Origin of the sequence: Psychrobacter sp. Arc9, assembly GCF_041431295.1 — a bacterium.
In the GTDB taxonomy this organism is placed as follows: domain Bacteria; phylum Pseudomonadota; class Gammaproteobacteria; order Pseudomonadales; family Moraxellaceae; genus Psychrobacter.
Genome location: NZ_JASMRK010000010.1, coordinates 36,878 through 50,955 on the forward strand (window position 1 = coordinate 36,878; position 14,078 = coordinate 50,955).

At 39.5% G+C, this 14,078-nt stretch carries 11 protein-coding genes; 8 read left to right on the top strand and 3 right to left on the bottom strand.

The window, feature by feature from the left end; all coding sequences use genetic code 11:
* Positions 1–127: 127 nt before the first annotated feature.
* Together dnaN and dnaA are read right to left on the bottom strand one after the other, a co-directional pair.
* Positions 128–1,303, bottom strand: a complete 1,176-nt coding sequence (gene dnaN, locus QO187_RS07345) for a DNA polymerase III subunit beta (protein ID WP_371547859.1) — start codon at positions 1,301–1,303, stop codon at positions 128–130.
* A 160-nt stretch (positions 1,304–1,463) separates the two neighbouring features.
* Entirely contained in the window at positions 1,464–2,903 is a 1,440-nt protein-coding gene (gene dnaA / locus QO187_RS07350; protein WP_102094841.1) for a chromosomal replication initiator protein DnaA, read from the bottom strand.
* A 591-nt stretch (positions 2,904–3,494) separates the two neighbouring features.
* Between dnaA and rpmH the strand changes: the two genes are divergently transcribed.
* The 8 genes from rpmH (at position 3,495) to QO187_RS07390 (ending at position 10,951) form a co-directional block, all read left to right on the top strand.
* Positions 3,495–3,629, top strand: coding sequence for a 50S ribosomal protein L34 (gene rpmH / locus QO187_RS07355; protein ID WP_007394757.1), 135 nt, complete (start codon positions 3,495–3,497; stop codon positions 3,627–3,629).
* A 179-nt stretch (positions 3,630–3,808) separates the two neighbouring features.
* Positions 3,809–4,180 carry a ribonuclease P protein component gene (gene rnpA, locus QO187_RS07360; protein ID WP_102094842.1) on the top strand — a complete coding sequence of 124 codons (372 nt, stop codon included), beginning with the start codon at positions 3,809–3,811 and terminating at the stop codon, positions 4,178–4,180.
* A gap of 1 nt (position 4,181) precedes the next feature.
* Entirely contained in the window at positions 4,182–4,562 is a 381-nt protein-coding gene (gene yidD / locus QO187_RS07365) for a membrane protein insertion efficiency factor YidD (RefSeq protein WP_102094843.1), read from the top strand.
* A gap of 215 nt (positions 4,563–4,777) precedes the next feature.
* Positions 4,778–6,460: a membrane protein insertase YidC gene (gene yidC, locus QO187_RS07370; protein ID WP_102094844.1), complete on the top strand. Its 1,683-nt coding sequence runs from the start codon at positions 4,778–4,780 to the stop codon at positions 6,458–6,460.
* A gap of 280 nt (positions 6,461–6,740) precedes the next feature.
* A complete protein-coding gene (gene mnmE / locus QO187_RS07375) occupies positions 6,741–8,129 on the top strand; it encodes a tRNA uridine-5-carboxymethylaminomethyl(34) synthesis GTPase MnmE (RefSeq protein ID WP_102094883.1) in 1,389 nt (462 codons plus the stop codon).
* Between the two features lie 87 nt (positions 8,130–8,216).
* The gene (gene nrdR / locus QO187_RS07380) at positions 8,217–8,675 is read left to right on the top strand and encodes a transcriptional regulator NrdR (RefSeq protein ID WP_057762240.1); all 459 of its coding nucleotides are present in this window, start codon (positions 8,217–8,219) and stop codon (positions 8,673–8,675) included.
* Between the two features lie 113 nt (positions 8,676–8,788).
* Positions 8,789–9,844, top strand: coding sequence for a bifunctional diaminohydroxyphosphoribosylaminopyrimidine deaminase/5-amino-6-(5-phosphoribosylamino)uracil reductase RibD (ribD, locus tag QO187_RS07385; RefSeq protein WP_102094845.1), 1,056 nt, complete (start codon positions 8,789–8,791; stop codon positions 9,842–9,844).
* Positions 9,845–10,276: 432 nt separating this feature from the next.
* Positions 10,277–10,951 (top strand): riboflavin synthase, encoded by a 675-nt coding sequence (locus tag QO187_RS07390; RefSeq protein ID WP_102094846.1) that lies wholly within the window; start codon positions 10,277–10,279, stop codon positions 10,949–10,951.
* 105 nt (positions 10,952–11,056) lie between these two features.
* Here the strand turns inward: QO187_RS07390 and QO187_RS07395 are convergent, their stop codons facing one another.
* Positions 11,057–13,813, bottom strand: coding sequence for a hybrid sensor histidine kinase/response regulator (locus tag QO187_RS07395; protein WP_102094847.1), 2,757 nt, complete (start codon positions 13,811–13,813; stop codon positions 11,057–11,059).
* Between the last annotated feature and the right edge of the window lie 265 nt (positions 13,814–14,078).

Below are 14,078 nucleotides of genomic sequence, written 5' to 3' on the forward strand. Positions count from 1 at the left end.
CCGCCCATTAAAGCCTACTTATTTAGCAGTCAAAAGTTTATTAAAAATCAATACTGAGTATTGAAAACAAAACCCTTTGAAACATACTAGTTCTATTCAATTTTGTTTATTTCCAAAGAAAAACTCACTATATACGCATTGGCATAATGACATACTGATGGAATTCATCATTTAGTTGATTGACCAATACAGAGGCATTCGATTGACTCATATGCATTTGCAAATCGCCTTGGATGACGCCTAATACATCTTGCAGATAAGCAGCATTAAATGACAACTCCATTGGCTCACCTTGATACTTAGCTTGTATCATCTCGACTGCTTCATCCTGCTCAGCATTATTAGCACGTACTTCTACCATACCATCGCTAGCAAAATTAAAAACCACACCACGAGATTTTTCATTACTCAAGATGGCAACACGACGTAGAACATCTGTCATTTTTTCCTGACTGAATAAAGCCAGCTTGTCAGTATTGCTTGGCATCACACGGCGATAATCAGGGAACTTACCATCAATTAAACGTGCGGTAAATGTTACCATTAGATCTTGGCTGACCTGCCCTGCACTATCTACATCACCAAATGGCAAACTTACTTGTAAAAACTCTCGACCGAAGCTCAGAGTAACTGCGTTGTCCTGATCACCCAACATTTTACCAAGCTCAGAAGCCAAACGCTCAAGTTCGATCACTGCCTTACGTGGCAAGATAGCCTGCATATTGAGATCTGCGCTTACATTGATCACACTACGGGCTAATGCCAATCTATGGCCATCTGTTGCTACCGTTGTCAGTTGCTGCTGTGAAACGTCAAAGAGCATACCTGTTAAGTAGTAGCGTACATCTTGAATCGCCATTGCAAACTGCGTTTTATGAATCAAATCTGTCAGACGATTACGGCTAATGGTCAGAGGTGTGATATTTTCAGGGTTACCCAAGCTCGGATAGTCTTCGCTTGGCAATGTTCCTAATGTAAAACGACTCTTACCACTAGTTAACAAGCAACGCTCATTTACCTGAGTTGCTAGATTAACTTGCGCCTGCGCTGGTAGCGATTTACAAATATCTTTTAGCTTGGTTGCAGGAAGCGTCGTTGTACCTGCTTCAACACAAGCACCAGCAGGCAATTTCAATGTCGATGTCAGCTCTACCTCTAAATCTGACGCTGTTAAGATAAGCTCGGAGTCTGATAGCTGTAGCTTCATATTACCCAATATAACCATATTGTGGCGTTTATCAGCGGCTTTGGCGATCAAGTTGATAGCTTTTAGTAACGATTCTCGATTGATCGATAATTGCATGCTTAGTTACTCTTATTTGAATGATTCTTTTATAAAAATTTGTCGTAATGACTTAATAATACCTTGTCTGCTGACGATAATCTACAAAGCATCTGTGGACTTATATTTTCGATATTATAAACCATCTGTATCTACTAGAATACAACGATATCTAGCGCTTTTATCCTGCCTGTAACATCAGAGCTAGGGTTTTATAATCCTTATCAAATGCAGGATCTGCTGCTCTCAACTCATTTACTTTATCACAAGCATGCATCACCGTCGTATGGTCGCGTCCACCGAACGACTGACCAATTTCAGGGAAGCTATCGCCTGTTAATTCACGCGACAAAGCCATCGCTATTTGACGTGGTCTTGCAATACTACGCGTACGTTTGCGCCCCATAATATCTTTGACCGTGACATCATAGTACTCAGCCACTACCTTACGGATGTTATCCATATTCACTGCCTGCACACGCATCGCAACGATGTCTTTTAGTGCGTATTGCACCATCTCAAGGGTAATCTGTGCCCCTGTTAAGTTAGCATTGGCAAACACCTGATTTAGGGCACCTTCTAAACGTCTGACATTAGACACCACATTTTGCGCAATGAATAGCGCACATTCCTTTGGTAATACCATACCGTAGGAGGCTGCTTTTTTCTGCAGAATTTGTACTCGAGTATCAATCTCAGGAGGATCAACAGCGACTGTTAACCCCCAAGAAAACCGTGATCTAAATCGTTCATCAAATTCTGTCATTTGGGAGGGATGTCGATCAGAGGCTAAAATAAGTTGTTTATCACCACTAGTAAAATCTGCAAATAATGTTAGAAACTCATTACTACTTTTAGTCTTTCCTGCCAATACATGAATATCATCTACAATTAACAAATCTACTTTTTTTATTTTCTTTTTAAAATCTTCTATTTTATTATTTCTTAAGGAATAAACTAATTGATTTATAAATTTTTCAGAAGTGAAATAATAAAAACTTTGATTATTTTTTAAATAGCGATGAGCTACAGAATGCATTAAATGGGTTTTTCCCAATCCAGAAGGGCCGTATATAAATAAAGGATTATGACGATTTTTCGATTGGCGCTTACCAAGTTCATAACAAGCCTTGTAAGCCAAGTTATTGGACTTACCTGTAACAAAGGTTTCAAAAGTAAATTCGGGGTTCAGGTAGCTTAATGATTTTGTATCAGCAGACTCAACTGGCTCATTATGACGCATGTTCGCGTCGATATCTGCTTTTGCGTTGTTATGATGAATAGATTCAAATTTATGTTCGAATGGGGTAGGGGAGACCTCGTCTTCTATAAACAAAGAACCTGATTGACTATTATCTTCTGCATTGCGGCCAGCATTATCAACACGTACGACGACCTCTTCAATACTACCTTGACTGTGTTTGGTCACCAACTGCTGAATATCTTGAAGATGATTCTTCTTGATATACGTCACAAAATAATCATTGGGAGCAAGAATAATCAAAGTTTGCGCTTCTTGATGAGCTGACAGAGGTCTCAGCCACATAGTAAACACGTTGTCTTTGACGTTGTAACGCAAATCGTTTAGACATTTATCCCAAATATTTGCTGTGTCTATCATGAAAAGTACTGACCTTGTGATCTGAAATAATAGTTATTTTTTAGCAATATAACTTGCTACCTAAGCCTCGATATTACACGTAACAACTAACCAAAGAGTTCGTACTAGCACCCTATACGAAGGTGTATATCAAGTAGCGCCTAATTTAACACAGATACCCTGTGGATAAAACCTCGTTTTTTTGTGGATAAGACTGTGGATAATTTTGTGTATAACTTTTATAAGTTAGTTATCCATATTTAACCCACAGTTTATCCACAGGCTTACCCATAGTCTAGTAATTTGATAATAAAAAGGAAAATGGACTTAACCACAGATAATCATGGTCCCAATAATAACAATACTATATTTATATTAATTAATTATTATTATAGTATTTCAGTCTAGCTGTGGATAACCTTGTAAATTATAGAATATATAACTATAAAATTTGATTACTAGAAATAAGTTTTTAAGGAAATATCTCTACTAAGTTCGTATGAGGTATTTCCTATTTAGGGACAAAGCAAATTAGTTTATTGACCAAAACTATACTGAATGGTATAATCCTCCGTTATTACGAATTTAGTCCATTATTTTGATAGGTGAGTTATGAAACGTACATTCCAACCAAGCGTGATCAAGCGTAAACGTACTCACGGTTTCCGTGCTCGTATGGCAACTAAAAAAGGCCGTCAGGTCTTAGCTCGTCGCCGCGCTAAAGGACGTCATCGCCTTACTGTATAATCAGTAGATTGCGATAAGCATGGCTAATAGTGCTTGTTGTGTTCTTATTGTTTATAGATTGCGATAGTCAATCATCACAACTGATACTTAGCCATATATTAAAAGCGCCTACATCGGCGCTTTTTTTGTCTCTATAATTTGTTATTATTTCTCCTATCGTTATTCTACTAGGTTGTACTATGTCCAATACTCTATCAGATACACCTGCAGCTAGTTTCACTAAACAGCAACGCCTGCTTACTCCTGCAGCCTTTCGTGAGGTATTTGACGCACCTGAGCGCAAGATTCATCAGAGTCATTTAATGGCTTTTGTACGTGCTAACGAGCATGCACAGCCGCGAGTCGGTATGGCTATTACCAAGCGTAAAGTCCCTACTGCTGTCGCTCGTAATCTAATCAAAAGATATGTGCGTGAAGAGTTCCGTACCAAAGCTTTTAAAATGGAAAATAAAGATATTGTTTTTATTGTCAAAAAATCTATTAAAGATATAGATAATGAAGAATTAAAAAATCAAATAATTAATATCTTTAAAAAAATAGAAAAAAAATAAAATGAATATTTTATTAAAAATAAAAAATATAAATAAATTTTTCTATAAAGTATTTTTTGATTTTATTGTTTTTTATCAAAAAATAGTTAGTCCTGTAATACCTGCTCGTTGTCGCTATTATCCGACATGCTCAAATTATGGCAAACAAGCTTTAACATGGCATGGTGCCTGTAAGGGTGGTTGGTTGTTGTTAAAACGTCTTAGTAGGTGTCACCCTTTAGGTGGGCACGGTATAGACTTTGTACCCTTACCCTTAGCTTCCTATAGTTATCAATATATATCTTTTAGTGATGTACTAAATATCAACCTTCAGGGTTTGGGTGTCTATCGAGACAATACTAGCTATGTTTCACAGCTTAATTATTTGATGAAATCAACATAAAGTTGACCTCTTTAGTCTCAGATAGATACTCTGTTGAGTTACCCACAAGTTATCCACACTCTTGGTATCATTTGAGACAGATTTTTAGTAAAATGATGCACATTTTATGTAAATGACTACTAATTCAGTTGCAATGTGACAGGACAGCTGTGTAGGTCAGTCATGACACATGCCCTAATTTTTCATTCCCTAATTTTTTAATCTAGGAAAGGTTTATGCAAAAGATATTTCGGGTGATGATCATCATTGCGATGCTAATTACCGCTTATCTGCTGATTTTGGCATGGCGAGATGATTATGCCGATGCTCCAGCTGTAGATGCGGTGCCAGAAACTACGAGTTCGGTAGGTGCTGACATTCCTTCTACTACTGGTGCAGCAGGTGATATCCCGGTACAGACATTACCTGTGGATAACAGTGCTGTGACAGCGACGCCTGCGAAAAACGCTGGTCTAATCACGGTAACAACTGATCGCTATGATATAAAAATCAATCCAGAAGGTGGTGATATTGTTTATGCTGCGCTAAAGCAGTATGACGCAACGCTCGATAGCGATAAGCCTTTCGTATTGTTAGAAAACAATAGTAACCGTGTGTATGTGGCTCAATCTGGACTTATTGGTCAGAACGGTATTGATACAGCAGAAGGTAGAGCGACTTATAGCCATACTGCTAACAATTATGTGATGGAAGATGGACAGCAAACGTTGTCAGTGCCGCTTACTTACAAAAAAGACGGCGTGACGATCACCAAGACTTTCACTTTCACTGAAAATAAATATCCAATCGATATTAGTTATCAGATCCAAAACGCGTCTACCAATGCTTGGCAAGGTCAGATGTTTGCGCAATTAAAGCGTGATGATAGTAAAGACCCTGGTATGTCTGATAAAGGCGCGCTGAGCATGGCGACTTATCTAGGCGGCGCTTGGGGTACACCAGATGATCCTTATAATAAGCTGAAATTTGGCGACTTTAGTGATGGTGAGTTGACGACGACTAGCGATAAAGGCTGGGTTGGTATCGTACAGCATTACTTTGTATCTGCTTGGACACCTGAAAATTTCACTGGCAAATTCTTTACACGTGAAACAGGTAGTGATTACTTTATTGGCTTCAATAGTCAACCAGTGAACGTAGCACCAAACAAACAAGTTACTTTAAATGCAACACTGTATGCAGGTCCAAAAGTTCAGTCTGAGCTAAAAGACGTTGCGGTAGGCCTTAACAAAACAGTTGATTATGGTCTGCTGTGGCCAATATCAAAGGTCTTATTTGCTATCTTGGAAGGTGTGCATAAGGTTGTTGGTAACTGGGGGTGGTCAATTATTTTACTGACTATCTTAGTAAAAATTGCCTTGATGTGGTTCTCTAATAAGAGCTACTACTCGATGGCTAAAATGCGTGCCATTGCACCAAGACTTAAAGTGCTTAAAGAAGAGCATGGCGATGATCGGATGAAAATGTCGCAAGAAATGATGGCGATATACAAAGAAGAAAAAGTCAATCCGATGGCAGGTTGTCTACCAATCTTGATGCAGATGCCTATTTTCTTAGCTTTATATTGGGTGTTGGTAGAGAGTGTTGAGCTGCGTCATGCACCATGGATTTTGTGGATTCAAGATCTATCAGCGATGGACCCATGGTTTATCTTACCATTGCTAATGGGTGCGTCGATGTTTGTACAGCAGCAGTTGAACCCGCAGCCAGCAGATCCGATGCAAGCAAAAGTCATGAAGTTCTTGCCGATTATCTTTACTGCGTTCATGTTGTTCTTCCCAGCAGGTTTGGTTTTATATTGGACAGTCAACAACTTGTTTAGTATGACTCAGCAATATATCGTTAATAAGAAAGTCGATGAAGAGCAGAAGCGTCGTACGGTAAAAGTAGTCGATTAATTAGTTCTTTTTTAGAAATATAAAAAACCATCGCGCAAGCGGTGGTTTTTTTATAGGTGGTGTATAAGTGGTAAATGTTATCCACAGCTTATCAACATTATCCATAGTTTATAAATATTAAAACGAAAATATGTCTGATGCGGCTACCTTTCAAAGTTTGCTTTGTCAGTATGAGTCCAGACGTCTATAATGGAGCTTTTAAACATTGAGAGTCATTGTGGATTCCTTAGAGACAGCATTAGCCGTACCTAATTCTTCTGAAAAGTCTAATACATCTGGATTGGCTACAATTGCTGCGATTGCAACGCCGCTCGGGCGAGGGGGTGTGGGTGTCATACGTCTATCAGGCAGCCGTGCTTACGATATGGCATGTGCTTTAACAGGTAAGTCTGCTTTTACGCCGCGGATGGCCAGCTTTTGTCGTTTTTATCAAGCTGATGGCACTGTCATCGATGAGGGATTGGTCTTGTTTTTCAAAGGTCCGCATTCATTCACAGGTGAGGACGTTATTGAGCTACAAGGGCATGGTGGTGTTATTTTGCAAAACCAGTTGCTTGCACGAGTTTTTGAGCTAGGTGCCAAGCAAGCGAGTGCAGGAGAGTTCTCTTACCGTGCCTTTGATAACGATAAATTGGACTTGGTACAGGCCGAAGCGATCGCTGATGCGATTGATGCGACTAGTGCTGCCGCGGCCAGTAGTGCGATTCGTTCTCTAAGCGGTGAGTTTTCACAAAAAATTAACCAGCTACTAGAACAACTCATTCACCTTCGTTTACATGTCGAAGCAGCGATTGATTTCCCTGATGAAGAGGATGTGGACTTTTTGTCTGATGGCGTCATACAAAGCAAACTTGAGCAGACGCAAGATAAGATACAACAAGTTTTATCAACGGCAAAGCAAGGTCAGCTTTTGCGCGATGGTATCCATGTCGTGCTAGCAGGTAGGCCAAACGCAGGTAAATCTAGCTTGCTCAACCGTCTTGCAGGACAAGAGCGTGCTATCGTGACTGATGTCGCTGGTACTACACGTGATACGCTGCAAGAGACAGTTGTGCTCAATGGTTTGACACTACATCTGACCGACACAGCAGGCCTACGCGAGACAGAAGACACTGTGGAACGTATCGGAATTGAGCGTGCCCGTACTGCCATCACGCAAGCTGATATGCTACTGATGGTCTACGATGTGACTCGCGATGTTGAAGAAGAAAGTACACCGTTACAGCTTGCTGAACAGTTATTTGGTGAGTTACCAGAAGCTAAACGCTTACTAATCATTGCTAATAAAAGCGACTTATTGAGCAATAATGATAGAGAAGAAAGTGCTGCTAAGACTCAAGCTGAGATCAAGAAAAGAGGTTATCAGCAAGTCAATGTTTCATGTGAAACAGGTATTGGTATTGATGATTTAGTTGAAGCACTATGTGAGAAAGTAGGCTTTCATCCACCAGAAAACAGTTTAATTGCTCGTACCAGACATTTAGACGCGCTTAGACGGACAGCTAATTTCTTGGCAGAAGCACATGAACAATTAACCGTATTTGAAGCAGGTGAGTTGGTTGCTGATAGTTTACGTCAGGCCCAACAGAGCTTGGGTGAAATCACAGGTGAGTTTAGTGCTGATGACTTATTGGGTAAGATATTCGGCAGCTTTTGTATTGGTAAATAACTGATAAACGGTATTCTTTATTTTTTAATAAAATTAGCTATTTTGGAAATACTGCTCTTATTCTCAATCGTAAAATAAGGAAATGCTATGCACTGTCCGTACTGTAATGCGTCAGAGACCAAGGTTATTGACTCACGTCTTGCTGCGGAAGGTGCACAAGTGCGTCGACGCCGTTCGTGTAACAGCTGCCAAGAACGTTTTACGACTTTTGAGATGGTAGAAGTTGTCATGCCAAGGATTATCAAATCAAGCAACAAGATTGAACCTTATGACAATGAAAAGCTGCGCCGTTCTATTTTACTACCTTTACAAAAGCGTCCTATCACTATCGATGAACAAGAGGCGATGATTAGTCGTATTGAAAAGCGTGTTAGGCAGATGGGTGAGCGAGAAATCAGTAGTAAAGTCTTGGGTGAAATCATCATGAGTGAACTCAAAACTTTGGATGATGTCGCCTATGTACGCTTTGCTAGCGTGTATCGCGACTTTCAAGATATCGATGCATTCCATCAAGAAATTGCCAATATTCGTCCAAATGAGAAGTAAGTGAAGCAAGCTTTTAAGTAATCCTTAGTTGATAAGTAATTTCTAATTACCAATCAGCTTTCAAACCTTATTTTCTTATATAGAACCCTTAATCATTTATTAAGCCTAGCCTTATGTCTACTCAAAGCCATGCTCAAGATGCTCAAGACCGCTACTTTATGATGCTTGCTATCGAACAAGCGAAGCGCGGTTTGTATACTACTAGACCGAATCCTGCAGTGGGCTGCGTTATTGTTCAGGCAGAGCAGATTGTTGGTCAAGGGTTTCACCCTAAAGCTGGTGAGCCACATGCAGAAGTGTTTGCGCTGAAAGAGGCTGGTACACAGGCAGCAGGGGCAACTGCTTACGTTACATTAGAGCCATGTAGTCATACGGGACGTACGCCGCCATGTGCATTGGCGCTTGTTGCCGCTAAGGTAAAGCGCGTTGTGATTGCAGGTCTGGATCCAAATCCGCAGGTCGCAGGTCGCGGTGTGAAACTATTAGAGCAAGCTGGTATTGAGGTAACGGTCGGTGTCCTGACAGAGCAGGCAGAGGCACTAAACCGTGGGTTTCTAAAAGCTATGCGCACTCAGATGCCCTATGTACGATTGAAAATAGCGACCAGTTTAGACGGCCGTACAGCGATGGCATCTGGTGAATCAAAGTGGATTACCTCGACAGCTGCTCGCGAAGATGTACAAAAACTACGAGCACAAAGTGGCGCGATTATTACAGGTAGTGAAACTGTAATAACTGATAACCCACAGCTCAATGTGCGCTCAAGACAACTGGACGTACCACCTGAGAAAATACCTAACCCTAAGATAGTCATACTTGATAGGCGTCAGCGTTTAAAGCGAAGTCTACAGTCTGAGTATCAGCTGTGTCAGCATCCAGATACTATCTATTGGCATGAAGACGATTTACCAGCGTTGTTAGTAAAGTTAGTCAGTGAGCATCAATGCTATGACGTGTTGGTGGAAGCAGGTGCTAGCGTTGCAGGTAGTTTTTTGAGTCAACAGTTGGTAGATGAGTTAATCGTGTATCAAGCACCTTGTTTACTTGGTGATGACGCTCGGCCAATGGTTGATTTCAATCCTATGTTCCTTGCTCAGCAATTACGGTTTGATATAGAAAGTCATCAGCAGCTTGGTCCAGATCTCAAATTAACCTTATTACCTTTATAAATATCTTTCAAATAAGTATGTTTTCCATGAGTTCTGATAATAATCCCAAAATGTGGATAAATTAGTTATTCGTTTTACGTGTTTCACATGGAACTGTGTATAACTTTGTTCCACATGAAACACAAAAGATGTTAATATCTTGATTATTTTAATAAATGCTTATATAAATCAATACCTTAAAAGTCTATTCATAAGTAAATAGGTTTGATGTGAAATTTTTATTTATTGTGGATAACTATGTATTTATAGCGGGTTCTAGCTATACCTCTATTGATTTATCCCTACTTATCCACAATCTATCCTATTAAAGGTCAAGTCTAACGATGTTTCACTGTCATCTATTTGAACAAATTGTGATAAAGAATTGATAGCTGATTTGATAAACTAAAATATTCGCCTATGAAGGCAATTCAGTAATGAGATGAGGATAATATGTTTACTGGAATTATAGAAAGCGTTGGAAAAATTAAATCGATGCAGGCGACAGGCGGTGACATACGTTTGACAGTAGAGTCTGATGACTTGGATTTCAGTGACGTGAAGCTAGGCGATTCTATTGCATCAAATGGTATTTGTTTAACCGTGGTGGAGCTCGGAAGCAACTACTACTCTGTTGATGTCTCACGTGAAACGATTGCTAGAACAGCATTAGAAGGGTTAAAAGCAGGACATACGGTCAATCTAGAAAAGGCCATGCTACCGACAACTCGTTTTGGTGGTCATATTGTCGCTGGTCATGTAGATGGCGTAGGGATCGTTAGTAAATTACAACAAGATGCTCGTTCTATCTATATTGAGATTGAGATACCGCAAGAGCTAGCGCACTATACAGCGACCAAAGGCTCTATTACAGTAGATGGTATTAGTCTGACGACCAATTTAGTGCGTGACAATATTGTCTCTCTAAATATCATTCCGCATACTGCTCAAGTGACGAATATCGCTAAGCATTGGTTAGTAGGTAACAAAGTTAATATTGAAGTAGATATCGTTGCTCGTTATCTAGAACGTCTACTAAATAAATCTCAATCTGGCGGTATGAATGCATCAAGCCCGCAAAGCCAAATCACAGAAACATTTTTGGCCGATAATGGGTTTATGAAATAATAATTAAGCTTACCGAAATATTATCCTCGTACCAAGTTTTCGACCCTATCGATATTATTTTGATTAAATGATATCGATAGGGTGTTTTTTATTTGCACTAGAGATTTATTGTATAAAACTCTGCAAAACGGATTCTAAGTCTTTCTTACTAATGGGTTTGGATAAAAACTCGTCCATACCAACTTGCATACAAGCCTCGCGATCTTCTTCTGTATTATTTGCAGTTAGCGCCACAATCGGTATTTTATCACCTTGCGAGCGAATCGCTTGTGTGGCTTGTAAGCCATCCATAACGGGCATTCTGCAGTCCATCAAAATCAAAGAAATCTCTTCACGTTGGCTTTTGAGTTTCTCGAGTGCTTGCTGTCCATCTTCTGCGACAATACTACGATAACCAAGCTTACTTAACATCTTACAGGCTATCTTTTGGTTAGTAGGACTGTCCTCTACCACCAAAATCAGTGGAGACAAGATTTCTTTCTTAGGTATCTCTTCTTCCATAAAAGATGAACTGCTGTCATATTGATGTTTGACCAGTATGTTTAGCGTTTTCCTTGCAAACAAGGTTAAGCGTAGTAGCTCAGACAGTAGTAAACTTGCGTCCAAGGGTTTGGTCAAAAATCCATCATACTGGCCTAGTAAAGTAGAAGGGATATGCCTTTCAAGTTTCATGCTAAGTAATATCTTTGGTAGTGAAGGCGTAGTGACTAGGTCATTTAATGCTTCTTGCTGCTCGCTATACTTGTTGCTCGCATGAGCTGATAAGGTGATGGATTGGCTGTATTCATAATCTAATAACAAGATAGGAATGACGGTTTGCTCATCTTGTTTTAATTTATTTTTTAGCTGCTGTACAGTAGCTCTATCTAAAGTGCTGTAGATAGTCACGGATATCGTTAAGTACTCGCACAAACGTTGTAAATGTTCAGCAACTAGAGGCTGATTGATGACAGCGATAAGGTGAATATGGGGCAGCTGCGAACAACGATGATATACCGATTGATAAGTGGCATGAGGATAAGGAAGGTAGAGGCTAAATATCGTTTCTTTATCCACCGTATTATTTAGTTCGATAAAACCGCCGAGTAACTGAGCAAAGCTATTGGCATCACTCAAGCCAATATTACTGTCTTCAACTAAGTTATGATTGCTTTGATTCAAGATATTGACTAATTGATTTTTTCTCTCAGGAGTAATAGTTGCTCCAGTGTCTTTTACGCTAAACCGAATCCAATAAGATGTCTGCGCAGGCATTGTCGTGTCATTGTTAGGAGTTAAATGCTGATTACTTATTCGCGTTACTTTATCTTCAGGTACACGATCAACAGTGAGCGCGACATAGCCTGATGTTGTAAAGCTAATAGCGTTTTTCAACATGTTTAATAGGATATGGTGCAGTCGAATGTAATCAGTTTCGATGTAACGAGGACAGTCTGGCGCAAAGAAATAGATCAATTCTAACCCTTGTTGTCTTATTTCTTTTGTGACTAAATTGCTAACCTCTTTGCTTACCTTATAAATATCAACCGTTTCTATACTTAGACGTGTTTTTCTGACTTCAACTTCCTCTGTTGCTAGCGTCTCATTGAGCACAGTCAACATGCTTTGACTGGTTGTAATCAATGTATTTAGAGTTTTTTTGCCTTGAGCTGTCAATGTTGAAGGGTCGATGGGTTCCAACGAATCAATTATCTTCTCTAGTGGTAACCTTAACTTACGACCTATAAATGCCTGGGCTTCGTTTGATTCATCAATTTGTAATTGCAGTTGTTGGTTGTGCAGCTGTAATTGCTCAGATTGATGGAAAATCTCATCGACATTATTAAAAATCACAGTAAAACCATGAACTTGCCCATGTTCACCGAACCATGGTGTTACGTGTAGTTGGTAGGCTTGTTTATTCTCCAAGCCATAAACTATCAGTGTGCGAGTAACGCGTAAACTTGAGATGGTTTTTAACAGTATTTGAGTGGCCTCATCTTTCCCTTCAACGAAATCAGTCAGCTCATAGCTCTGTTCCCTCTGTGTAGGAGGGGTAAATACTTGCTCAAAGCGTTGATTATAGAAGCTAATTTGACCATGTCGTATACTCATCAACATTGGTAAGGGTGCTTGATCAACCAAGCGTTCTAACCGATGAGTCAATGTTTTTATACGCCGATAGTCATTATGTAGTTGGTAGCTGACTCGACTTAATGCATGACCTAACAGCATGAACTCGGTAGTAGATTTCTTTTGTAGAAATGGCGGCGGCGTATAAGATTCTTTTGCGCGGCTACTCAAATTATCCGTATAAACCAGTAACTGTTCCCAGTTGGTTCGACGATTGAGCATATAGAGCAATGCCATGAAGAACAGTACGATGGCGACCATCAAGGGGAGCCAATAACGGTAAGATATCCAGTCGACAACAAAAGGTTCATGGCGTAATACGATATAAATCTGATGTCCGCTTTTTAGAGTAATGATTCCTGTTAGTTCATTGCTATTAACTGTATAGGAGCTATGGTCGCTGCTGCTAGAAGCTGATGTACCGATGGTAGGGAAAGCAACGGTAGAAAAAGCAGATTCATTAGGACGAGTATTATGATGAATATAGGTTTGCCCAGAAGGCATCATCAAAATCAGCTGATAACTCAGTTGATCAAAAGTAGGTTGTTCTAAGATTTTTTTTATTTCACTATCTACAGGTGCTGCATGCTCAATAATACTGTGCTGTAGGGAATAAAAAGTATCTATGCTATGTTGCTCACTATGTTTTTTTATCCCATCAAACAGTGTGACATAGTACAGCAGTAACATAACCGTGAGAGACAAGGTATAGAAAATCAATAAGCGCTGTAAGGACTGAAACTGTTGCATGAAAGCGTGGCCCTATCTCGACACGAAAGAATATAGTGAAATAAAAATGAGGTTTCTACATATAGTAGGTGAATTATACGACAGTTGAATTGTCTAAAATTTTTAGTGTTACCTTCTATTTATAGCAGAATAACGGCTTACTGTTTACAGAGAGTGGTTATTAACACCAAATTGTTTTGTAAAAGATATAAATAGAACGTTCGATGTCCTTGATATTATAAAGGCAAATAATGTCATTGGTTATCATGAAGTGAGGTCATTACAA

Excerpts from the sequence above, each read along its gene's own strand:
- yidD (WP_102094843.1), top strand. The coding sequence starts at position 4,182 with ATGAATATTTTATTAAAAATAAAAAATATAAATAAATTTTTCTATAAA.
- rpmH (WP_007394757.1), top strand. The coding sequence starts at position 3,495 with ATGAAACGTACATTCCAACCAAGCGTGATCAAGCGTAAACGTACTCAC.
- QO187_RS07390 (WP_102094846.1), top strand. The coding sequence starts at position 10,277 with ATGTTTACTGGAATTATAGAAAGCGTTGGAAAAATTAAATCGATGCAG.
- dnaN (WP_371547859.1), bottom strand. The coding sequence starts at position 1,303 with ATGCAATTATCGATCAATCGAGAATCGTTACTAAAAGCTATCAACTTG.
- dnaA (WP_102094841.1), bottom strand. The coding sequence starts at position 2,903 with ATGATAGACACAGCAAATATTTGGGATAAATGTCTAAACGATTTGCGT.
- nrdR (WP_057762240.1), top strand. The coding sequence starts at position 8,217 with ATGCACTGTCCGTACTGTAATGCGTCAGAGACCAAGGTTATTGACTCA.
- ribD (WP_102094845.1), top strand. The coding sequence starts at position 8,789 with ATGTCTACTCAAAGCCATGCTCAAGATGCTCAAGACCGCTACTTTATG.
- rnpA (WP_102094842.1), top strand. The coding sequence starts at position 3,809 with ATGTCCAATACTCTATCAGATACACCTGCAGCTAGTTTCACTAAACAG.
- QO187_RS07395 (WP_102094847.1), bottom strand. The coding sequence starts at position 13,813 with ATGCAACAGTTTCAGTCCTTACAGCGCTTATTGATTTTCTATACCTTG.
- yidC (WP_102094844.1), top strand. The coding sequence starts at position 4,778 with ATGCAAAAGATATTTCGGGTGATGATCATCATTGCGATGCTAATTACC.